This is a genomic window from Paenibacillus sp. FSL R5-0636 (genome assembly GCF_037974255.1).
Taxonomy (GTDB): domain Bacteria; phylum Bacillota; class Bacilli; order Paenibacillales; family Paenibacillaceae; genus Paenibacillus_AQ; species Paenibacillus_AQ odorifer.
This window is the reverse complement of record NZ_CP150232.1, coordinates 359,452-380,778: the sequence shown is the minus strand read 5'-3', so window position 1 is coordinate 380,778 and position 21,327 is coordinate 359,452. Positions and strand designations below refer to the sequence as shown.

General features: G+C 44.6%; 21 protein-coding genes. 3 read left to right on the top strand and 18 right to left on the bottom strand.

The features are described 5' to 3' along the window. Positions 1-7 precede the first annotated feature (7 nt). From MKX34_RS01705 to MKX34_RS01650, 12 genes are all read right to left on the bottom strand, one after another. Positions 8-1,216, bottom strand: coding sequence for an HpcH/HpaI aldolase/citrate lyase family protein (locus tag MKX34_RS01705; protein ID WP_256715561.1), 1,209 nt, complete (start codon positions 1,214-1,216; stop codon positions 8-10). Positions 1,217-1,440: 224 nt separating this feature from the next. After that, entirely contained in the window at positions 1,441-2,181 is a 741-nt protein-coding gene (locus tag MKX34_RS01700) for a TerC family protein (protein WP_036687425.1), read from the bottom strand. 27 nt (positions 2,182-2,208) lie between these two features. After that, the gene (locus tag MKX34_RS01695) at positions 2,209-3,489 is read right to left on the bottom strand and encodes a TerD family protein (protein WP_038568304.1); all 1,281 of its coding nucleotides are present in this window, start codon (positions 3,487-3,489) and stop codon (positions 2,209-2,211) included. A gap of 133 nt (positions 3,490-3,622) precedes the next feature. Further along, a complete protein-coding gene (locus tag MKX34_RS01690) occupies positions 3,623-4,204 on the bottom strand; it encodes a TerD family protein (protein WP_036687422.1) in 582 nt (193 codons plus the stop codon). 57 nt (positions 4,205-4,261) lie between these two features. Beyond that, entirely contained in the window at positions 4,262-4,837 is a 576-nt protein-coding gene (locus MKX34_RS01685; protein WP_036687420.1) for a TerD family protein, read from the bottom strand. A gap of 29 nt (positions 4,838-4,866) precedes the next feature. After that, positions 4,867-5,463 (bottom strand): TerD family protein, encoded by a 597-nt coding sequence (locus tag MKX34_RS01680; RefSeq protein WP_076107382.1) that lies wholly within the window; start codon positions 5,461-5,463, stop codon positions 4,867-4,869. A 124-nt stretch (positions 5,464-5,587) separates the two neighbouring features. After that, positions 5,588-6,034 (bottom strand): tellurite resistance TerB family protein, encoded by a 447-nt coding sequence (locus tag MKX34_RS01675; protein ID WP_036687417.1) that lies wholly within the window; start codon positions 6,032-6,034, stop codon positions 5,588-5,590. Between the two features lie 155 nt (positions 6,035-6,189). Beyond that, positions 6,190-6,912: an amino acid ABC transporter ATP-binding protein gene (locus tag MKX34_RS01670; RefSeq protein ID WP_076107444.1), complete on the bottom strand. Its 723-nt coding sequence runs from the start codon at positions 6,910-6,912 to the stop codon at positions 6,190-6,192. Between the two features lie 10 nt (positions 6,913-6,922). Next, positions 6,923-7,573, bottom strand: a complete 651-nt coding sequence (locus MKX34_RS01665) for an amino acid ABC transporter permease (protein ID WP_036687415.1) — start codon at positions 7,571-7,573, stop codon at positions 6,923-6,925. Positions 7,574-7,666: 93 nt separating this feature from the next. Then, on the bottom strand, positions 7,667-8,482 hold the full coding sequence (locus MKX34_RS01660; protein ID WP_076297259.1) for a transporter substrate-binding domain-containing protein: 816 nt from the start codon (positions 8,480-8,482) through the stop codon (positions 7,667-7,669). A 225-nt stretch (positions 8,483-8,707) separates the two neighbouring features. After that, positions 8,708-9,583, bottom strand: a complete 876-nt coding sequence (aguB, locus tag MKX34_RS01655; RefSeq protein WP_076297258.1) for an N-carbamoylputrescine amidase — start codon at positions 9,581-9,583, stop codon at positions 8,708-8,710. Positions 9,584-9,637: 54 nt separating this feature from the next. Beyond that, positions 9,638-10,666, bottom strand: a complete 1,029-nt coding sequence (locus MKX34_RS01650) for an agmatine deiminase family protein (RefSeq protein ID WP_076297257.1) — start codon at positions 10,664-10,666, stop codon at positions 9,638-9,640. Between the two features lie 244 nt (positions 10,667-10,910). Here MKX34_RS01650 and MKX34_RS01645 point away from each other — a divergent pair, with 244 nt between their 5' ends. Then, positions 10,911-11,093: an Lrp/AsnC ligand binding domain-containing protein gene (locus MKX34_RS01645; RefSeq protein ID WP_076297256.1), complete on the top strand. Its 183-nt coding sequence runs from the start codon at positions 10,911-10,913 to the stop codon at positions 11,091-11,093. A 19-nt stretch (positions 11,094-11,112) separates the two neighbouring features. Beyond that, complete coding sequence (locus MKX34_RS01640) at positions 11,113-11,751, top strand: LysE family translocator (RefSeq protein WP_076297255.1); 639 nt, start codon at positions 11,113-11,115, stop codon at positions 11,749-11,751. 13 nt (positions 11,752-11,764) lie between these two features. On the opposite strand, the gene yfcE is transcribed toward MKX34_RS01640, so the two are convergent. The 5 genes from yfcE to MKX34_RS01615 form a co-directional block, all read right to left on the bottom strand. Then, positions 11,765-12,313 (bottom strand): phosphodiesterase, encoded by a 549-nt coding sequence (yfcE, locus tag MKX34_RS01635; RefSeq protein ID WP_076297254.1) that lies wholly within the window; start codon positions 12,311-12,313, stop codon positions 11,765-11,767. Between the two features lie 125 nt (positions 12,314-12,438). Beyond that, a complete protein-coding gene (locus tag MKX34_RS01630; RefSeq protein WP_076297253.1) occupies positions 12,439-13,923 on the bottom strand; it encodes a glutamate synthase subunit beta in 1,485 nt (494 codons plus the stop codon). 250 nt (positions 13,924-14,173) lie between these two features. Beyond that, entirely contained in the window at positions 14,174-16,129 is a 1,956-nt protein-coding gene (gene pulA / locus MKX34_RS01625) for a type I pullulanase (RefSeq protein ID WP_076297252.1), read from the bottom strand. Between the two features lie 107 nt (positions 16,130-16,236). Continuing rightward, positions 16,237-16,860: a C39 family peptidase gene (locus MKX34_RS01620; protein WP_036687404.1), complete on the bottom strand. Its 624-nt coding sequence runs from the start codon at positions 16,858-16,860 to the stop codon at positions 16,237-16,239. After that, positions 16,857-19,358 (bottom strand): PAS domain-containing hybrid sensor histidine kinase/response regulator, encoded by a 2,502-nt coding sequence (locus MKX34_RS01615; RefSeq protein ID WP_076297251.1) that lies wholly within the window; start codon positions 19,356-19,358, stop codon positions 16,857-16,859. Before MKX34_RS01615 ends, MKX34_RS01620 begins: the two co-directional genes overlap by 4 nt. 280 nt (positions 19,359-19,638) lie before the next feature. Between MKX34_RS01615 and MKX34_RS01610 the strand changes: the two genes are divergently transcribed. Next, positions 19,639-20,454: a hypothetical protein gene (locus MKX34_RS01610; RefSeq protein ID WP_076297250.1), complete on the top strand. Its 816-nt coding sequence runs from the start codon at positions 19,639-19,641 to the stop codon at positions 20,452-20,454. Here MKX34_RS01610 and MKX34_RS01605 read toward each other — a convergent pair. Further along, a complete protein-coding gene (locus tag MKX34_RS01605; RefSeq protein WP_036687402.1) occupies positions 20,447-21,223 on the bottom strand; it encodes a YheC/YheD family protein in 777 nt (258 codons plus the stop codon). The genes MKX34_RS01610 and MKX34_RS01605 overlap by 8 nt on opposite strands. Positions 21,224-21,327: the final 104 nt, after the last annotated feature.

Here is a 21,327-nt window from a genome sequence, read left to right as displayed (position 1 = left end):
GACTATGTTATACGTGCGTAAATTCGTTTTCGGGTAATAATCCGACAAAATGCTGTTGTTCATGTAACACCCCGTATATTTGAGATCGTAGTAAAGTTCGTCTTGCCCAATTGAGATGGGGCTTAATTTCATTCATTTTATTAAAATATTGACTCTTAAACACGCCCAAACTGCCATCATTACTTTCTACAATGCTTAAAGCATCTACGTATTCCTCATGCATAACCGTATACATCGCCTGAACAGGTCTGAGGTGAGAAGGATGGATAATCGTCTTGCCTACAATTCCATTCTCTTTATCTAAAATAACCTCACGAATTAGCCCGTCTACACTGCTCGAAATATAGCTATTCCGCATATCACGGCCGTTTTTTCCGTAAGTATCCTCAAATGGCGTCTGCCGTAGCTGCGGCCGGAGAACTCGATGGCCTTTATTCGCAAAATACTCCCAGACGGGTCCTGAGATCACATATCCCTCTTCAACCCGCCCAAACACATTGATAATGTCCGAGATACAGTCACGAATAGGAGTAAGATCATAAATACTAACATCAGGACTGCGACGCAGTCCGAACAGACTGGAGAAATCCGTTGCCCCAATTCTAACGTTTAGGACAAGTTCACGGTAATTACGGAGTAAATCACGGATAGATAGCAGACTGTCCACTCGACTTTCCCGATAAATAATAGGTGCAGTTTCCAAGATTGGCATCCCGTAAAGCACAGGATCATTATAACCACGCGTATTGTTGTACTCAGCTAACGTTTCAAAATATTGAATTCCATTGTCCACAGAGAACTTAGGAAAAACAAACCCTGTTAACATCGTTACCAAGGATCCCAAGCGGAAAATCATTTGCCGGAGTTGGTCCGGGTTACGTACTCGTATAAAAAGAAGCGGGAGGCTGTTTGCCGAATCCAGCTCATTTTCTGCGTAAGCAGCTAGATAAATAAGATGCTGGATAATAGACTCCTCTGCATTGTCAACCTGGTCATCTCCGATTGCGTCCTCCAGATCTATAATAACCGTCACCAGACCTGCATTCTTGAGCTTAATGATGTCTTCTGCAACACTTGCACGGGTAGCCGGCATATAGAGGGCAGCGCCGACAGCGTAGGCTAGCAGTTCCTTATTCGTGGTATGATCAAATGAGATAGGCGAAGTGTAAAACAAAGAGTTTTCTTGTTCTTTCGTCAGGTAATCGAAGTATCTCAAATCGGTTCCCCCTTATAGTTTTGCGAAGCCAAGCAAAACAAGCGTAGACCTCTCCTCATAGAGAGTGTCAGAACCGGCAATACTGTCCCTTGGGATGGCATCTTGGCTCTCTCAAATATAAGTGAAGGCCTACGCTATAACATATACGATTACCTGAAAGAAGCAGGCGTTTCTATTCTTGCATGATCGGCTCCGACTTCTCTATGGTGCAATTACTTTTTTAATCATGCACTTTTGTGGGCATCTTTTTTCTTACGTCTAGCACTGTAGAGGATCGTACCCACGAACACCGCTATAAGGATTGTAAAGAATACGACATGCGGCAATTCAAAGCCAAAAGCACCCGCTAGCATCTTACCCGCAATAATGGCGATAAGCAGGAACGCTGCCTGTTCCAATTCAGGGAATTTATCAATAAGCTTCAAGAATACCTGCGCCACTCCGCGCATCATCAGAACTCCTAATATACCACCCATAAAGAGAACCCAAACCTGATCGCTAAGTCCAAATGCAGCAATGACACTGTCAATACTGAAAGCAATATCCATTAATTCAACAAGGAGTACCGTCTTCCAAAAAGAAGTGCCTTTATTCTCCGTATGCTCTTCGCCACTGCCCTTAAATAAACCTTTATATGCGATATAAAAGAGATACAGCGCACCAAGAACCTTAACCAAAGTAAACTTAATAAGAAATGTCCCTAGTCCAATGGCCAGGAATCTGAACAAATAAGCCCCTAAGATACCGTAGAAAAGTGCCTTTTTCTGCTGCTCCTTAGGTAGATGCTTAACCATAACGGCAAGCACAAGCGCATTATCTGCAGAGAGCAAACCTTCTAGTAGAATTAAGCTTCCGATAATCCCCCAGCTCACAGGATCAGAGAGCGTGCCTACTACATCACTCCATGAGAAAAAATGCCCGTAATTCTCACTAATATTTCTAAAAAAATCTGCGAACCAATCCATTACACTTTGCGCCTCCGGTAAAATCGATTATTTGCTGCCCGCAACCCAGCGCAGCCCCCATCCATAGGCTTCATCCATCTCACGATGACCACTGTAATATTGCACCAGCCGTTCAACACTAAATGTTTCATTGCTTACATTCCGGAATAACGCAATGGCACACATCCCTTTTCGGTTGTTATGCTCGTCCAAATTTACAATGATATCAGGTCCTCCGCCTTGTTTGATGGTGACAACCCCATCGGCCTCCGACCAGTTGGTTACCCCTTTATAAATAAAGGAAAACACTAGAATGCGTTCAATCTCGGAAATTTTGATACCATTTATACGCAAATTCTCACCAGTAGTTACGGAGCCTGTACGATCATCCCCATCAAGCATGACATAAGGAGGTTGATTTAATGAGCCAAAGGCATTGCCTAACGCTTGTACCACTCCTTTACTGCCATTCTTCAGTTCATACAGACAAGCAAGATCTAGATCTACGCCATTTTTACGACTAAAGAGTCCGCCCTGTTTCTGGTTCCAGTTGAGATTAATCAACACTTCCCCCAGATCACCACTGGCTGATTTTTTCAAATTGATGGAATCGCCTTTTTTCTTCAGCTCGATTTTCTTCAAGTTGAGATTTATTGGCGAAGGCGGAGGTGTGGGTGGAGGGCTCTCTTCACGTTTCACTGGCTGCGCAGGCGGCGTTGCGAAGATTTGTGGTGGAATCTGCGGCTTAACCTCCGGCTGTGGAGCAGCAGGAGCAGGCTCCTCATTCGCTTCAATACCAAAGTTGCTGCATATCTCTTTCAAACCTCCGGCAAACCCCGCTGCAATGGCACTGAACTTCCATTCACTGTTATATCTATATAATTCCCCTACCACAATGGCCGTTTCCACGGAGAAAAGATTGTCGAGATCACATCGGAGCAGTTCCGCACCTGTTACTTGATTCAGAATCCGAAAATAGGCCTGACTTACTTGCCCAAAACTTTGACCCCTTTTCTCCCCATCATAGATGGTAAGTGTAAAGGCAATCTTCATCACATCGGAAGGAATCTTATCCAATTGAACTTCGAATTGCTTGCGGTCATTGAATCCTGGCACATCCTTATACCTAATATAAGAAGTGGCTGGATTATTATAAAATATTAAATCCTCGTCTTTACTTACCTTACCCTCTGATCCAAGCAGGAAAGCAGAGCTATCAATCTCCAGAGCAGCCGGAGCATTCCAGCCGATTTCTACGATTATAGAATGAAGTCCAGCATTGCCTTTGGTCAGATCAGCTTTTTGCCCTTTGACTACGTTAACACTCATTCTTACGCCACCTTTATAAATGGAGTAAACCAACCCATAATTTTGTAAAAAAGAACCCCACAAAGTGGAGTCTGTACTGCTCTAAATATTTAGAAAAAGGGCAGGATCGGTAATGACCCCGCCCACTTGGATGCTATTGCGCGTCCAGTCCATAGTTTCTGCATAAAGCGCTTAGACCGCCGGCAAAGCCACTTCCAATCGCCTGGAACTTCCAATCCGCACCATTGCGGTAGAACTCACAGAATACAACAGCTGTTTCAGTTGAGAAGTCTTCACCCAGATCAAAGCGAAGCACTTCACGATCGTTAGAAGCATCTACCACACGTACAAAGGCATTGGAGACTTGTCCAAAGTTTTGTGCCCGAGTTTCGTAATCATAGATCGTTACCGTTATTCCGATGCGCTGAATATGAGCAGGGATTTTGCTGAAGTCAACAACAATCTGCTCATCATCTCCGTCCCCCTCACCCGTACGGTTATCCCCCGTATGAGTCAAAGAACCTGCGCCACCCGAGGGATTATTGTAGAATACAAAATCATCGGAGCCCTTGGCTTTACCATCTTCATGCAGTAGAAAGGCTGAAGCATCAAGGTCAAAATCTTGGCCGCCGCTATACTTATTAGTATCCCAGCCCAATCCTACTACTACCTTCGTCAAACCCGGATTAGTCTTGGTAAGATCAATCCGTTGTCCTTTAGAGAGACTGATCGTCACTGACAAAACCTTCTTTCATTTATGAATTCAATTCATCTTTAGCATGCAGAATGAAATTTATTGCAGGCCGTAGTCGCGAGTCAAACCGCTCAAGCCGTCTTTGTAGCCACTGCCGATAGCATTGAACTTCCATTCTGCACCGTTACGATACAATTCGCCTACAACAACACCAGTTTCAATAGAGAAATCCTCACCGAGGTCGAAACGAATCAATTCTTCATTGTTCAGATCGTTTACGATACGTACGTAGGAACGGGAGACTTGTCCAAAGTTTTGGCTTCTTGCTTCAGCATCATAAATTGTAATAGTAAAAGCTACTTTGTCTACATCAGCAGGGATGTTCTGAAGATCCACTTGAACCTGCTCATCATCACCATCGCCTTCACCTGTACGGTTATCGCCGGTATGAACAACAGAAGCATTTTCATTTTGCTTGTTATTGAAGAAAATAAAGTTTGTTTCTTTATCAACTTTACCACTAGCATTGGTCAAAAAGACGGATACGTCCAAATCGAAATCTTTTCCGCCGTCATATTTATTAGTGTCCCAACCAAGACCTACTGTGATTTTGGATAGACCTGGGTTTGTTTTCGTTAAATCGATCTTTTGACCTTTGGATAGATTAATTGCCATGATTACATACCTCTTTTCTTATATTTGGATTATACGTAGCGTTCTGCAAGTTGATTGATATGAGCGGCGTGGCTGCCTTCACCAATTGCAGCGAATTTCCATTCCCCACCTTGGCGGTAAAGCTCTCCACAAATAAGTGCCGTAAAACCTGTGTAGTTGTCTGATAAGTTAAATTTAATCAACTCATTATTCCCGGCAGCATTCATTACCCGAATATACGCTGATTTGATCATTCCAAAATCCTGTTTGCGATTCACTGCATCGTAAATGTTAACGACAACCAGAACCTTGTGAACATCGGCAGGAATGGCTTTCAAATTAACCATGATTTGCTCGTCATCTCCGTCGCCTTCACCCGTCAGATTATCTCCGGAATGAATAACCGAGTTGCAAGGACTTTGCTTGTTGTGGAAGCAGATCAGGTTACCCTTCTTAGTTAGCTTACCATCCTCATTTAATAGCAGTGCTGAGGCATCACAGTCGACATTCGCCTGTTTCTTGACTCCAAAGAATCCCCGCGAGGCTTCAATCGGATCCCAGCCTAAGCCCACAATTACATTGGACAAGCCCGCATTACCTTTAGTCAAATCAATCTTTTGACCTTTTACCAGATTAATTCCAGCCAAATCAACGTACCTCCGTTTCCGATAAAAATCATTATCTGTTAGTCTAGCTTTTAGGTGTTATATCAGTGATACGATAAAGATTAAATTACGTTTCAACGAACTTTCATCTATGACTCCACCTAATTTATAAACTGAATTCGCTAGGGTTTAATCCCAAGACGCTACAAATATTCCGCACAACTGCTTTTTCATAGTCATCAAAATCGCCATCGGCCGATCCAATTGCTGAGCATACGCCCACGATTAAACGTCCTGCATCTGGTTTGCCGCTAAACTTTGCGATGGCCTTCAAAGCCTCTTGTTTCCCTATTTCCGGTGAGAATTCGAAGTTGCTTACATAATAGTTAAATTGAGCAATGACATCTCTCATGTCAAATACCTTCAATTCATTACTCATATTCATATAGCCGGCCATTTTATTTTTCTCTGCTTCTTCTATTTTACCGTCAGCCGCAGCTACCAAAGCGCAGCCCGCAACTACAGCATTCATAAAATCTTTATTTTTGAATTTTTTCACTTGATCTGTTAGTCCGCTTTTGGTTGTGTTTAACCAGTTTTTAAATGTGCTCATCGTATTCTCCCTCTATCACTGCAAGATTATGATAACAAAAGATATCCCCAGAGCCTCCTCTCCACGTTCCGACAGATTTTGCATATAAATCCCTGAAATAACCGTTACTCTTCTAATATACCTGATAAAATAACAAGATTCTACTTTCCACAAAATTACAGCACCTTTGATAGAAAGGAGCGTGTCCGTTCTTGCACAGGATTTCCGAACAGCTGCTCCGGACTTCCTTCCTCCACAATCTCACCTTGTTCCATAAACAGCACACGATCTCCCACCTCACGCGCAAAGCCCATTTCATGCGTCACCACGACCATCGTCATCCCCTCACGGGCCAGCTCCTTCATCACAGCCAGCACTTCCCCCACCATCTCCGGGTCAAGCGCCGAAGTTGGTTCGTCAAAGAGCATAATCTTGGGCTCCATAGCCAGCGCCCTCGCAATCGCTACCCGCTGAGCCTGACCCCCAGACAATGAGGCTGGGTACATCTCTGCTTTTTCACTTAGACCTACTTTTTGCAGCAGCTCCAGCGCTTTTTGCCGCGCTTTATCGGGAGACCATTTACGCACCTGAACCGGTGCCAGCATAATGTTCTCTATAACCTTCATATGAGGAAATAAATTAAACTGCTGAAACACCATCCCAAGCTCTGTACGGATATCGTTAATCTTCGTACTAGCCGCCATCAAAGAAGTGCCTTCAATTACAATCTCGCCACGCTGCGGCTGTTCCAGTAAATTAAGGCAACGCAAAAAGGTCGATTTACCCGATCCGGACGGACCGATAACCACCACTACCTCCTGACTGAAAATATCGATACTTATGTCGGCCAGCACCGTATTTGTTCCAAATGATTTATGTAAGTTCCGTACTGAAATCATAGGCTCCATCCTATTTCAGCCTCCGTTCAACGTAATTCAGCAGCTTGCTAAGAGAATAGGTAAGAATGAAATAAATAAGTGCCGCTGTCAAATAAGGCTCCCATATCCGCAAATATTGCCCTTTCATCGTGTTGGTCCAATACATTATTTCCGGTGCAGCCACCAAAGCCAGAAGAGAGGAGTCTTTCACAAGCACAATAAACTCGTTACCAAAAGCCGGAACCATCCGTTTGATCGCTTGCGGTAAAATAATAAATCTCATCGCTTGCCGATTAGTCATCCCCAGTGAAATAGCGGCTTCCCGTTGCCCACGATCAACCGACTGAATGCCCGCCCGAAAAATCTCAGCCGAATAAGCAGCCGAATTAAGCGACAGAGCGACAAACGCAGTGATTAGGGCGTTGGTTTTGCCGTAAAGCGGGGGAATCACTCCAAAGTGAACAATCAGAATCTGCACATACAGCGGTGTTCCCCGAAAAAAGTTGATATATGAATGAAAAGGCCAGCGCAAATACCATTTTGGGGCCATTTTGCCGAATCCGATTCCCAGTCCCAAAATAGAGCCAAATAAAATAGAAACTACAGAAATGCCGATAGTCAGCAGTGTCCCTTTTAAAAGGACGGGCAAATAATGAATGATAATGTCCATTCTAAAATCCATAGGGCTCTCCCCTTCTCTTCTTTATGTCATATCTCTTTAAAAAAATAAGCATGCGCAATAGCTATCATCACGCATGCTTATTAGGTTCTTTCCTTATTTTGCGTTCAATAAGCTATCCAAGTTAGGTTCTTCGCCGAACCAAGTTTTGTAGATTTCCGCGTACTTTCCGTTTTCCAATACCTTCTTAATAGCCGGATCCAGTTTCGCTTTTAACTCACTGCCCTTAGGGTAAAGAATGCCATAATATTCCGCTCCGAAGTTCTCCGTGTCTACAATCCCCACCAGCTTCTGCTTAGGATTGTTTTTCATGTATTCACGTACAATGGCAATATCCGCTACGACCGCATCGGCTCCGCCGCCATTCAGTTCCATCAATGCCACCGCATTGCTGTCAAAACGTTTCAAGTTAGGGTTGTCGACGCCCATTATTCCGCTCATCAGGTCATCTGCAGTTGTGGCCCCTTGTATTGCAACTACTTTATCTTTAAGATCAAGTGCATTTTTGATGTCGCTGCCTTCTTTAACCATGATCATATTGGTAGATTCGAAATAAGGGATGGAATAGTCATAGGTTTCTTTACGTTCATCCGTAATGGATACTGAAGACAGTCCTGCTTGATACTCCGTTCCCTGCTTCACACTTTGAAGCATCGTTTCCCAGCCTGTGTTCGTTACGTCATAGTCTATTCCCGCTTCTTCCATAACTGCCTTAATGAAATCGATGTCGAATCCTTTGATTTTATCCGTGTCCATGTACTCCATAGGAGCGTAGCTGGCATCACTGGCAAACTTAATTTTCTCTGCCGGGGATTCGTTACCAGCTTTACTGTTATTTGCTCCACAACCTACCAATCCAACCACCACCAATGCGATAAAAACTGACATTAAAGCGCGAATTTTTATTGTCATATCTCCATACCCCCTATTTTTGGAAATAACTTAAAGAGATTTTAACAGATTAAAGGATTCATGACAATTAACTTTTCTATTTTATGTAAGGTTATATAACATAATATTATTATTTTATAAGTTTTATACGTACATCACTCTCAAAAAATTACCATCAAACACAAAAAGGCACTGCCAGAGATTGTATTCTCCCTAGCAATGCCTTTAGATTTAACCTTAAACCTATTAAAGTGTGATATCTCCATCATAAGTACCGATCAATTTATACAGATCCGGCCGGCGGTCACGGAAGATTCCCCACTCGATCCGTCCAACTTCCAAAGCATCCAGATCGAATTCGCTTACCAGCACGGTTTGCTCATCACGTCCAGCCTCAACGATTTTATTGCCCTGAGGACCTGCAATGAACGATGAACCGTAGAAATTAATGCTCGAATCCTCATCAATTTCTTCACCAATACGGTTGGAAGCCACGACTGGAATAAGATTAGCAGCTGCATGTCCAAGCATACAGGTCTGCCAATGATCCTTGGAATCGATCGATCCATCCTGCGGTTCAGAACCAATAGCCGTTGGATAGAACAGAATTTCTGCTCCCATCAGGCTCATTACTCTAGCCGCTTCTGGATACCATTGATCCCAGCAGATACCTACGCCAATCTTGGCATAACGAGTGTTCCATACCTTAAAGCCAGTATCTCCCGGATTAAAGTAGAACTTTTCTTCATAACCTGGGCCATCTGGAATATGACTCTTGCGGTATTTACCAAGCACCGTTCCATCAGCATCGATTACAGCAAGTGAATTGTAACGCGCGTAATTCTTTTTCTCATAAAAACTAATTGGCAGCACCACTTGCAGCTCCTTGGCTACTGCTTTGAAATGATTAATCGCCTTGTTATGCTCAAGCTCTGTTGCATATGCGTAATAATCAGCTTTCTCTTTTTGACAGAAATACGGAGTCTCAAACAGCTCCTGCAGCAAAATTATTTGCGCACCCTGTGCTGCCGCTTCTCTGACCAATGTCTCGGCTTTGCTGATATTCTCATCAATATTGCTGGAACAACTCATTTGTGTCGCAGCTACTTTTACATTTCTCAAGAATCTGTCCTCCTTGTATATAAATGTCCCTTTGGACGTTTAGTTTCCTTCAAATTATTGCTGTGCAGGCATTTGCTGCGTAGTGCAATGTACATTCCCGCCTTCGGTGATAACGGCCATTCCGTTAACTGTACGAATCTTGCGATCCGGGAACAAACCAGCGAGCACTTTCTCAGCAAGTGTATCCGTTTCTGTTGCGGTGCCGCCAAACACAGGCAAGATAATTCCGCCGTTCACGAAATAAAAGTTCAAATAACTGAGCGTCAGACGACTGCCGTCATGATCGACCCGTGGTGGCTGCTGAATCTTGATAATCTCCAGCTTACGCCCTTTGGCATCTGTAGCGTTCTCCAGAATACGCAGATTTTCTTGCGTAATCTCATAGTTCTCATCCTGCGGGTCCTCACAGACCTGGATAATAACTTTGCCTGGTGCAGCAAAACAAGCAATATTATCAACGTGACCATCGGTTTCATCGCCGCTAAGGCCACGTCTCAGCCAGATAATAGCTTCTGTACCTGTATAGTTCCGCACGTACTCTTCGATCTCTTCGCGCTTCAGCTCCGGGTTGCGGTTTAGGTTAAGCAGACACTCTTCTGTAGTAAGCAAAGTGCCTTCTCCATCCGTATGAATCGAGCCACCCTCCATCACAAGCGGTGCATCAAAACGGGTGATCTGTGCATGCTCCAGAATCTGCGGAGCCACTTCGTCATCCAGATCCCAAGGTGAATATTTACCGCCCCAAGCATTAAACTTCCAGTTCACACCTGCCATTTTTCCTTCTTTATTAACAATAAAGGTAGGTCCGTTATCACGCAGCCAAGCATCGCTATGCGCAATAGGCAGCAGCGTTACATTCGGTCCGCCGACCAGATGTTCTACCCGCTCCACGTCCTCCGGGTTCACAATGACCGTGATCGGTTCAAACTCGGCGATGGCTGTGATAATGTCAGCATAACCTTGACACACTGACTCGTGGTTGTCCGGGAAACACATAGATTCCTGCACCGGCCAGGAGATAAAAGTACGTTCATGCTTGCCCCATTCCGGTGGCATTGTATAGTTCAAATCTTTAGGATTCATGTGTTAACTACCTTTACTAATATATTTGGAGCCAGTCCTACCCTTAAAACTCCTTCCTCATCATACAATAATATGTTCTAGTGCTCAATTCCCTGGGACATTAATAATGTTGGAAGGAATTTTTTTGTTCGCAGCCCTCATTTTGCAGTTAAAAAATTTAAGTTTCATCCGTTACAGCAAAGCTAAATTTAATTATTTTAATCTAAAGAAGGATATCATTTAATAATTTTACTTCCGCACAACCATTATTCAATCGCCGCTAGTACTGGAATGTCATCATATCTCAGGGGAATACGACTATCTCTTGAAGGTGGGTCTGCCGGATTTATCCGAATTAGAGGGTTTTATAACGCATACGCTCAAGGCCAATCATGACATTATAAGATCAAATACCGTATTTATTTTGTCCACGTTAAAAGAAGAATAGATAAAAGGAGTGAAGCCTTATGCCTTGGGAGTGGATGGCAAAAGGAATGCTGTTGGGGCTTTCTATTGCGGCTCCTTTAGGGCCTATCAGCATCTTATGCATCAAGAAAACCTTAAGCTCAGGTTTCAAAACTGGTCTATGCTGCGGCTTAGGGGCTGCCACAGCTGACGCAGTTTACGGTAGTATCGCCGGATTCGGCTTATCCGCCCTCACCGCTTTTTTGGTTGATTATAAAACGGTACTGCAAGCCTTGGGCGGATTGTTTATTTGTTATCTTGGCATGAAGTCGCTATTAGAACCTCCTGAACCGGAGAGCACAGAACCCAATTCCCCAAAAAGCTCACTGAATTCATACACGGTAACGCTGTTGCTGACGTTGTCCAATCCCATGACAATTATTTTTTTCCTTGGCGTATTCAGCGCATCTGGCGTCCTTCTGTCTCATAGCAGCTCCAATATGCCGTTTCTAGTTAGCGGCGTCTTTCTGGGTTCCGCATTATGGTGGATGGGTTTGACAGGGAGCACCGCTTTGTTCAGAAACAACATAATGTCAGGACGTTCGAAACAGCTCATGTTCAACAAACTATCCGGATTGGTAATGTTGTCCTTTGGCATTGTCTCCCTTGTTCAATCTCTCAATCTTCAGGAGTTCCTTTAAACGATCCCTCTCACTATACGGTAATCTTTTTTACCACATTGCCTTCAAAATCCTTAACGATAAATTCCCCGCCCTCTAGAACAGCATAGGAATTAGGATTATTCTCTTTAGGCAGCGATATGGAGCCGGGGTTCAGCACGTATACTCCCTCGTTTACATCGGCAACTGGTATATGGGTATGTCCCTGAATAAAAATATCCTTCTCGGAAAGCGCCGGCAAATGCTCAATGCTAAAGCCATGACCATGTGTAGCGTAAATCCGTCTGCCTTCGTGCAAAAGCATTACATAATCGCCCATCATCGGGAATTCCAGCAGCATTTGGTCTACCTCGGCGTCACAGTTTCCACGCACTGCGGTTATCGGCTTGTTTTTGTTATATACGTTAAGCTTATTAGCAACCTCTTGTGGGTTATAGTCCTTCGGCAGCGGATTTCTTGGACCATGATATAGGAAGTCTCCTAGAATAATAAGACTGTCCGGCTGCTCTTCTTCTACCTTTTCCAAAGCCCGTTCCAGCCAAAATAAAGATCCGTGAATGTCGGAAATAAACATTAACTTCATCATGTATTCTCCTTTTCAACTTAACTTAAGTAAATATGCGCTTAGACAATAATCTTAACCTTGAACATACCACAACGCAAAGCAGACGTTCCCAAAGGAACGCCCTGCTCGCTATATCTTAACACTCACGGCAAATTCGAGGATCCCATCAAAAAGCGGTCTACTTCGCGCGCAGTCTGACGCCCTTCGTCAATAGCCCATACTACAAGGCTTTGCCCGCGCCGCATATCACCTGCTGTGAACACACCTTCTACATTGGTTGCTTGTGCTCCGAACTCTGCTTTGGCGTTCCCCCGCTCATCGCGTTCCACCCCAAGCTCGCCCAGTACAGTTTCTTCAGGCCCTGTGAATCCCAAAGCCAGCAATACCAGCTGCGCTTGCAGGGTCTCCTCACTGCCCGGTACTTCGACCGGTACCATTCGTCCCTGTTCATTACTTCTCCATTCAATGCGCACTGTACGCAGCTCCTGCACTTGCCCGCCCTCATCGCCGACAAACCGTTTCGTCGAAACCAGATAACGGCGTGGATCTTCTTTATACAGTGAAGCGGCCTCATGCTGACCATAGTCCACTTTAAGCACCTTTGGCCATTCCGGCCAAGGATTGTTAGGCTGACGAGTCAGCGGCGCCTGTGGCATAATCTCGAGCTGAGTTACACTGCGGCAGCCGTGGCGGATTGAGGTGGCCACACAGTCTGTTCCAGTATCCCCACCGCCGATTACAACTACATCCTTACCTGCTGCAGATAAATACTCGCCATCTGCAAGCCCTGAATCCAGTAGGCTCTTTGTATTCAGCGTTAAAAACTCCATAGCTTGATGAATCCCACGCAGATCACGTCCTTCTATCGGAAGATCACGTGCCTGTGTAGATCCACCACACAGTACCACAGCATCATGCTCTGCCTTGAGCTGTGAAGCTGGGAGATCTCGGCCGATCTCTGTTCGAGTTACGAAGGTAATACCCTCAGCCGCAAGCAGATCCACCCGGCGCTGCACAGTCTTTTTATCCAGCTTCATGTTGGGAATACCATAGGTAAGCAGACCGCCAATCCGGTCCGCCCGTTCATACACAGTCACCGTATGTCCAGCCTTATTAAGCTGTGCCGCACAGGCAAGGCCTGCCGGACCTGAACCCACTACAGCAACCTTCTTATCCGTGCGATGAAGTGGCGGCTCAGGCACAATCCAGCCTTCTGCAAAACCTCTATCTACAATTGACTTCTCAATAGATTTAATGGTGACAGGTTTGCCGTTCATCCCTACCGTACAAGAGCCTTCACAAGGAGCAGGACAGACACGGCCTGTAAATTCAGGGAAGTTGTTTGTCTTATGCAGACGTTTTAGCGCTATCTCCCAATTTCCACGATAGACCATATCGTTCCATTCAGGAATCAAGTTGTGCAAAGGGCAGCCGGAAGCCATACCAGACAACAGACGTCCTACATGACAGAATGGCGTACCGCAATCCATACAACGTGCCCCTTGCTCGCGCAGCTTTTCTTCATCCATAGGAATCGAAAATTCATTCCAATTCTTAATTCGCTCCAATGCCTCACACTCGGAGGGTGTCTGTCGTTCAAACTCTAAAAATCCGGTTGCTTTCCCCATCTCTTTCATCCTCTCTACCAAAGAAAAGTACTCTCTGTCACTTTCTGCTGTTATGCCACTCTAAAGCGCCAAAGTAAATGCCTTAATATTAGCATCCTAGATCTTTAACGAAAATGAGTAATGTCACCTTTTTATGTAAAATAAAAGCATCCTTTCAAAAGAAAGTTCCGCGCAAAAAAGCACACAGCGCACTGTACTCATTGAGCACAATACTCCGTATGCTTTTGACGAATTATCTATAACAAACCATCTAGTTCACCGTCAGCACTACCATTCCAATCCCACTTACATTTAGCTTATTACCCGTCAGATTCTGCACAAGATCGGCTCCAAAAACCGTTTTCCATGCCCCGAGCTGTGGCAGAACCAAAGTCGTCTGTTCAACATTAGCATTAAAAAGCACATAGATATGCTTCGCCGCATCTCCTCCAGCATGGCCACGCAGCGTATAAGCTACCGAACTTACCGGTGCTTTTTCAAATACTAGATGATTCCGAATGTCATCTGCCGTTCGCATACGGAAAGCCGGATGCGCTTTTCGCAAGGCAATTAGCTGCTTCAGATAAACCACATCGTCTTGATGAGCAGCGCACAGTTCCCAATCCAATTGGTTGATCTTCACCGAGGATTTATAGCTGTTCTCCACCCCGTTTTTCGTGCGCATAAATTCCTGACCCGCATGGACAAAGGGGATTCCCTGACTCATGAACACTATCGCAGAAGCTAATCTATGCATAGATTGGCGCTGTTTGTCCGTCTCCCCTTGTGTGGACAGTAATATTTTATCCCATAACGTATGATTATCATGACATTCCACATAATTGACGGTTTGCTGAGGCTCCACGGCAAATTGTCCAATGCCTGGGGCAAAAGCAATGCCTCCCGCGACTCCTGCCTTTATCGCAAGCTCCAGACCCATCATTCCGCTGATGAAGCCCGGTTGATCATGAAGAAAAATATTCCCTTTAATTGCATCCCGGAAATCATCATTAAAATGTCCGATTCCCGGCAAAAGCGCCGCATTCTTCTGATGGGCAAGCCGCTCCATCGGCAACTCTGTCCCCATCATCCAACCTTCACCAATCGTCATGATGGACGGGTCAATCCCATCCAGACGACGCCGGATTTCCTCCATCGTGTCGAGATCAATCAAGCCCATCAGATCAAAACGAAAACCATCGATATGGTATTCTTTGGCCCAATAAACTACGGATTCCACAATGAAGCTGGACATCATCAATCGTTCCGAAGCCACGTCATTCCCGCAGCCAGAGCCATCCGACAGGCTTCCGTCTTGCTTGTAACGCAAATAATAGCCGGGAACCAGCTTGGTAAAATTCACGCGGTAGCCATCGTACACATGGTTGTAAACCACATCCATAATGACGCGGAGGCCCCGATCATGAAGTGCTTGAATCATTGTTTTTAGTTCACGGATACGCACTCCAGGCACATAAGGATCTGTAGCATAGGAACCTTCTGGCACATTATAATTCTTCGGATCATAACCCCAGTTATAATGCGGTTCATCCAGCCTCGTCTCATCTACACTCTCTGTAGAATAATCATAAACCGGCAATAGCTGTACATGGGTTACACCGAGGTTCGCGATATGATCGAGACCAGTGAGAATACCCTCCGGTCCGCGGGTCCCTTCTTCCGCCAAAGCAAGATATTGTCCTTTATGGGTCATACCACTTGCTGGATGGATAGATAAGTCACGCAAATGAAGCTCATAAATGATGGCATCTACAGGATCATCCAGGGGTGGTTTATCTTCCGTCCACCGCTCAGGATCTGTTTTGCGTAAATCTAAAATAGCTCCCCTATCACCGTTCACTCCTACAGCACGTGCATAAGGATCAACCGCCTCATTCCACTGTTCTCCAAGACGTACTCGGTAGGTATAGAACTTGCCATCTAAATCACCGTCAACTGTAATTCTCCACGTGCCCCGGATATCACGGATCATAGAATACTTACACTCGGCTGCTCCCTGCCATGAATTATAAAGTACCAGCTCCGCTTCTTGAGCGGTGGGCGCCCACAAACAAAAAGCTGAACTACCCGGTGAGTACGTTAGGCCAAGATCGTCCCCATCATAGCTGAATAACTGATCAAACTCCTGAGCAAACACGGAAATCCCTCTAGTAGCCGCAGGGTCCCCATAATAAATGGGTTCCTTCATTTCCCTTTGTACGGACAAAGCACCTATCCCCTTTTCCAGTTATTAACTGGATTATAGTATGATCGTCTAAGTAGTGCAAACGTTTGGACTCGAATTTTTCAAGCTATTTTGTCAGGACAACCCCTCTACCTCGATGCATCTGCAATATCTAACCCGACCATCGTAATAATGTCTTTATTTGCAAAATACGGAATACGCCGTTCTTTACCTAGAGTAACTCTACCATCCTTGTACCGCACACCATTATCGTGAACAATCAGGGTAGGACGCTCTCCGTCATCAAATACCTCATATCCTATACCTAGTACCCAATGGTAATCGTAAGTAAACTTGCCTCTCCACCGCAGACGAAACCACTTATCAAATTTAACAGCCACAGGCCGGCCGGCATCAATTTCTGTTTTATATACTTCAAAATCATTAAACGTAGTAATGAGTAACTTTTGCTGATCCTTAGGTAAAGTCGATGAATGGATATAGTTCTTCAGTTCTTTGGTAAAACAGCGCACACTCATCCCCCAAGGTCTTCCGCCGTGATGGCTGTATATGTAATTAATATGAGCGGCTTTGGAAGGAAAATGACCTTTCCCCCGAATAAAGTCCGCTCCGAAATGGGTGTTCCAATACTCCGTTAACGCTGCCATCGTAGCTGGGCCACACGCAGAGGACGGGGATTCGACCCCAACCTCCCACTGTGTATATGGCTCCGCAGGCAGTTTGTTGCTAATCCGAGGCTGTCTATGCTTCATTCAGATAGATCCCCTCTTAAAGGGCTAGACTTAGGAGTAATATGTGGAGTCGCCTCCGGAAGTAAAATCACATTTGTACCGGCATCCAATTCTCCTTCTACAACTGCTGCCCCTTCCATTGTTGTCTCCCGTTCTTCTGTCTGCACTGTATCTTCCACATCTATCTCAGCTTTACTATCAGGATTGATCTGCAGCGTGAAATAGAAATTAGAGCCCTCTCCTTCACTGCTCTCTACAGCGATAGCTCCGCCCATCAGCTCAACGAGCTTTTTACAAATCGCCAGCCCCAATCCGGTCCCGCCATATTTGCGGTTAAACGAGGAATGCAGCTGATAAAAAGACTGAAACAGCCGATGCTGCTTCTCTAGAGGAATACCGATTCCCGTATCCCTAACATTAAATTTCAAAGTTAATTTCTTTTGATCTGCGGACAGCTTCTGCTCTACGTAAATACTGATACTGCCCCGATCTGTAAACTTGATTGCATTGCTGACCAGATTGACCAATACCTGACGCAACCGCCCGGCATCGCCCATAATCAGTGGCGGCACTCCAGGTGCCATGCTGCATGATAACTGAATATTTTTCTCCAAAGCCTTCGCTGTAAATAGATCGATTACGCTGTCCAATACGGCTTGAAGCTGCACGGGCTCATTTACAATCATCATTTTTCCGGCTTCAATTTTGCTGTAATCCAGTATTTCATTCAAAATAGATAGGAGCGAGCTGCTGCTCTCCTTAATAATGTCAGTATATCCAAGCTGTTCTTCATCAAGCTCCGTCTCCGCCAGGAGATCCGTCATCCCTACAATTCCGTTCATCGGAGTACGGATTTCATGGCTCATAATAGCTAAGAACTCAGACTTAGCCTGGTCTGCTTTTTCCGCAGATTCCTTCGCCCGAATGATTTCCTTCTCATCCGTGATATCCCGGAACACTACAACAACACCCTTCGGCTCCCCCTTATCAAACAGAGGGGTTACCTGATATTCCGCAAGAAAGCTAGAACCGTCCTTACGCCACAAGACCGCATCATTACTCTGATAAGATACACCTGACTTAATAGCCTTCATTAGTGGAGATTCCTGCGGCCGATAATGGCTCCCATCGAGTGCTATCTGCTGAATTTGATCCAAATAAGGATGGCCCATAATTTCATCATGTTCATAGTCCAGCATTTGCAAACCTGCAGGGTTAATGAACGTCACCTTCTCCTCCATGTCGAGTCCAAAGATGCCTTCCGAAACTGCATTTAAAATAAGAGTGTACTCATTGCTAAGCTTCTCAATTTGTTCTGTATAACGGATGCGCTCTGTAATATCACGGGAAATCCCATACACACCTACTACTTGATCATCTACAATAATCGGAATATTGGTAGTATTAATCTCTACAAAGTGTCCGTCTTTATGAATAAGCGTTAGATCATAGCTTTGAGGATAACCCTGGGCGGCTAAGTTAAAATGATACAACGTCTTCTCTATGTCCTTCTCATGGACAATGGGGCCAAAGTACATTCCGATCAGTTCATCCAGCGAATACCCGGTCAACTTCTCCAAATTCGCATTGGCGGTCAAATAATCTCCATGCAAATTCATAGAGTACACGGCAGATGGATTATATTCGAACAAAGATTTATACCGTTGCTCGCTCTCCTTAAGCTTGAACTCGAACTGCTTGCGCTCCGTAATTTCACGTCCAATCGCTATAATCTCCATGACATTCCCCTCATCATCATAGGTATAACGACTGCTCGACTCGAACCAGACATAGGTGCCATTCTTATGGCGGTAGCGGTAAGCTACAGCCGGAATAACGCCAGAGCTGCGGCTCTGCTCCATTAAACCTTGCATCATAACTAGATCATCCGGATGGAGATAATTATAGGCGCTTGTCCCAACCATCTCTTCAGGCTCATAACCAAGCAGGGTACGACTAGCCGAAGAACAATATAAGAAAATACTGTCTTTGACCGCATGACGCGAGATTAAATCCAGTGAATTCTCGGACATTAATCTATAATTGCGTTCACTTTGACGAATTTGTTCTTCCATTTGCTGCTGCTGATCCAGATGATCCACCGTTTCCTGAGCTGCGATCTTTAGTTCCGTAATATCCTCGGCATATACTATAATATACGAAGGCGCTTGTCCTTCTTCTGCTCCTAACCCAGAGAACATGAGAGACAGGCAGACGGGTTGACCTTCTTTGTTTAAAAAACAATGCTCCTTCTTCCAGCTGCCCGCTGGCGATTTCTGAAGCTCATCCATTACCACTCTATAGGAGAGCTCTTTTGAATGTGCCTCTCTATTTTCCGATTCTGTAAAAAGAGCCCCGGCAAGAAACTCGGCTTCCGTAAAGCCAAGTAGATTGCAAAAAGCCGGATTGACTTTTATCCAGTTGAAATTGCCGTTATTCGAAAACAGTACGGCCATTCCTTCTGGAGACCTCATAAATGCATGATCCAGAATTGCGTTAAATTCTACCGAGCTGCCCATTTAAGCCAGACCTCCTTTGTTGCTAGCGCTAAAGCTCTCATACCTTCTTATGTCAGTATACGATAAGAGAACTGGGGAAAGAAATGTCTAGCGCATTATTTTAAATTGGAAATATTTAAATTTAAATTATTGACGCAAGCAAATAAACAACTTATATTTAACAATAAATATATCGTTCGTGACCTATTACGATGGAAGCACCCGTAATAAAGGCTTTTGCCTTTGCTACGGGTGCTTTTTTGTTGTCTTCAGGAATACGGACAAAAGGAGGAGCGAATCAATGAACGCACTAAAGTCATTCCCCTTACTACTACTGGTGATCCTGCTATCGTTAAGCACATCAACAGGAGCTTTTGCTGCAGCAACGACTGAATTAACACCTTCTATTCAAGCGGCTTTTGATCTAACAGCTGCCACTGCCGAGGCTCCTGCAAGGATGAAGATGACTAATCTGTACAATGAATTATCTACTTTAAAGATGCAATACAATAACCGTGAGGAGCAGATCCGAACCCTTCACTATAACAATGAGCAAACACTGATTGCGGTACGTAAGCAAATTAAAGAGATTGATTTAGAAGCCGTAGCTCAGCTGGAGGTCACCGTTAAGAGCTGTAAACAGCACTATCAGCCCTTATTCGACCAATACAATGCGCTTAATAAACGTATCAAGATCGCCAAGGGTCTTAAAAATAAGACTTTGAATACCGTACTACAAGCCCAAGGCGATGCTATGAAGGTCCTGGTTCAGTTGGCTCGCAAAGAGATTAGCGAAAAACAGAATCAGTTGAATGCAGCCAAACAGACACGTACCCGAAAGATAACCTATGCCCGCAAAACCTTGTCTGGCATTGATAGCCCACAAGTCTCAATTAAATCTAACAAAAGCGTAGTCACCTCATTGAATAAACGGATTTCCGCAGATTGGAGTGACTTCAAAGCAGCGATTCGCAAGCAAAACCTTACATTAACCACTCAGTCTCTGTCCTCACTCGTCTCGGGTTACCGCCAAATCGCAACGCACAAGCAAAAGATCATAGAATTAGAACAAAAGATTTCTGTTGTCATTGCTAATACGAGGAAACAGATCATTTAGTATTTTTTTTCTTCTCATTCGCTCTGCGGTAAGCCATTACTTTGCGGTACATGCTTTTATCAGAAAGATGTTTAAAAATATATGGGTCCGGACTAGTATTCACTTCAATAATCCAAGGCGTCATGGATCTATCCAATCCTACATCGACACCAATCTGTCTAAACCCAGGATATTTCTTATGGTAGAAACGTCCGGTATCTTCTCCTAGCTTTCTCAGTATCCTAAGCATTTGCGCTTGCTGAGCTTCGTTCAGATAAGGAGACAGCAGCTTTTCCATAGCAGTTAGTTTGCCGCCGCTATGATAGTTGGTAACAATCTTACCTTTCTCAGCTACCCGACCAATCAGACCGGTAGTTTCCCATTTGCCCTGCGGGCTGAGCTGGACCATCACACGGATATCAAAGCGGTGTTTCCCGTGCTTTAGCAATACTATTCCTCTCTGGATCAGGTAACTACGTCCACGCGTCGCTTTCTTTAAGGATAAATGGAAGGCGTCGAAGGTTCTAAAAGTCTTAAGTCTTGTTCCACTTTGGTACTTGTATTCTGTTCCATAAGTCTCTCTACTCTGTTCAACCTTCATCACACCATTGCCATAGGTACCGTATTCTGGTTTGACATAAACCATTCCATATTTCAGCAGCATAGCTTTCAGATTGACTTTACTGAATTTTACTGTTTCGGGAATCAACGGTGAAATTTCAGTGCTTCGCATGAGCACCTTGGTTTTAATCCATTTGCTGGTCAATGCAGACTTTAACTTCTTTCCCAACTGTCCTCTCCCCTGTCCCTCAGAAAATAATCACGGCCTTAGTAAGCCTTAGTATTTTATGCTGCAACTGTACAAATGGCATGAGTGAAACGCCCTCTCCGCTT

What these genes read in the sequence shown, in the direction of transcription:
- MKX34_RS01610 (WP_076297250.1), top strand. Translation starts at nt 19,639, where the DNA reads ATGAACGCACTAAAGTCATTCCCCTTACTACTACTGGTGATCCTGCTA.
- MKX34_RS01700 (WP_036687425.1), bottom strand. Translation starts at nt 2,181, where the DNA reads ATGGATTGGTTCGCAGATTTTTTTAGAAATATTAGTGAGAATTACGGG.
- MKX34_RS01670 (WP_076107444.1), bottom strand. Translation starts at nt 6,912, where the DNA reads ATGATTTCAGTACGGAACTTACATAAATCATTTGGAACAAATACGGTG.
- MKX34_RS01630 (WP_076297253.1), bottom strand. Translation starts at nt 13,923, where the DNA reads ATGGGGAAAGCAACCGGATTTTTAGAGTTTGAACGACAGACACCCTCC.
- MKX34_RS01675 (WP_036687417.1), bottom strand. Translation starts at nt 6,034, where the DNA reads ATGAGCACATTTAAAAACTGGTTAAACACAACCAAAAGCGGACTAACA.
- MKX34_RS01615 (WP_076297251.1), bottom strand. Translation starts at nt 19,358, where the DNA reads ATGGGCAGCTCGGTAGAATTTAACGCAATTCTGGATCATGCATTTATG.
- MKX34_RS01685 (WP_036687420.1), bottom strand. Translation starts at nt 4,837, where the DNA reads ATGGCAATTAATCTATCCAAAGGTCAAAAGATCGATTTAACGAAAACA.
- MKX34_RS01620 (WP_036687404.1), bottom strand. Translation starts at nt 16,860, where the DNA reads ATGAAGCATAGACAGCCTCGGATTAGCAACAAACTGCCTGCGGAGCCA.
- MKX34_RS01695 (WP_038568304.1), bottom strand. Translation starts at nt 3,489, where the DNA reads ATGAGTGTTAACGTAGTCAAAGGGCAAAAAGCTGATCTGACCAAAGGC.
- MKX34_RS01665 (WP_036687415.1), bottom strand. Translation starts at nt 7,573, where the DNA reads ATGGATTTTAGAATGGACATTATCATTCATTATTTGCCCGTCCTTTTA.
- MKX34_RS01640 (WP_076297255.1), top strand. Translation starts at nt 11,113, where the DNA reads ATGCCTTGGGAGTGGATGGCAAAAGGAATGCTGTTGGGGCTTTCTATT.
- MKX34_RS01650 (WP_076297257.1), bottom strand. Translation starts at nt 10,666, where the DNA reads ATGAATCCTAAAGATTTGAACTATACAATGCCACCGGAATGGGGCAAG.
- MKX34_RS01660 (WP_076297259.1), bottom strand. Translation starts at nt 8,482, where the DNA reads ATGACAATAAAAATTCGCGCTTTAATGTCAGTTTTTATCGCATTGGTG.
- yfcE (WP_076297254.1), bottom strand. Translation starts at nt 12,313, where the DNA reads ATGAAGTTAATGTTTATTTCCGACATTCACGGATCTTTATTTTGGCTG.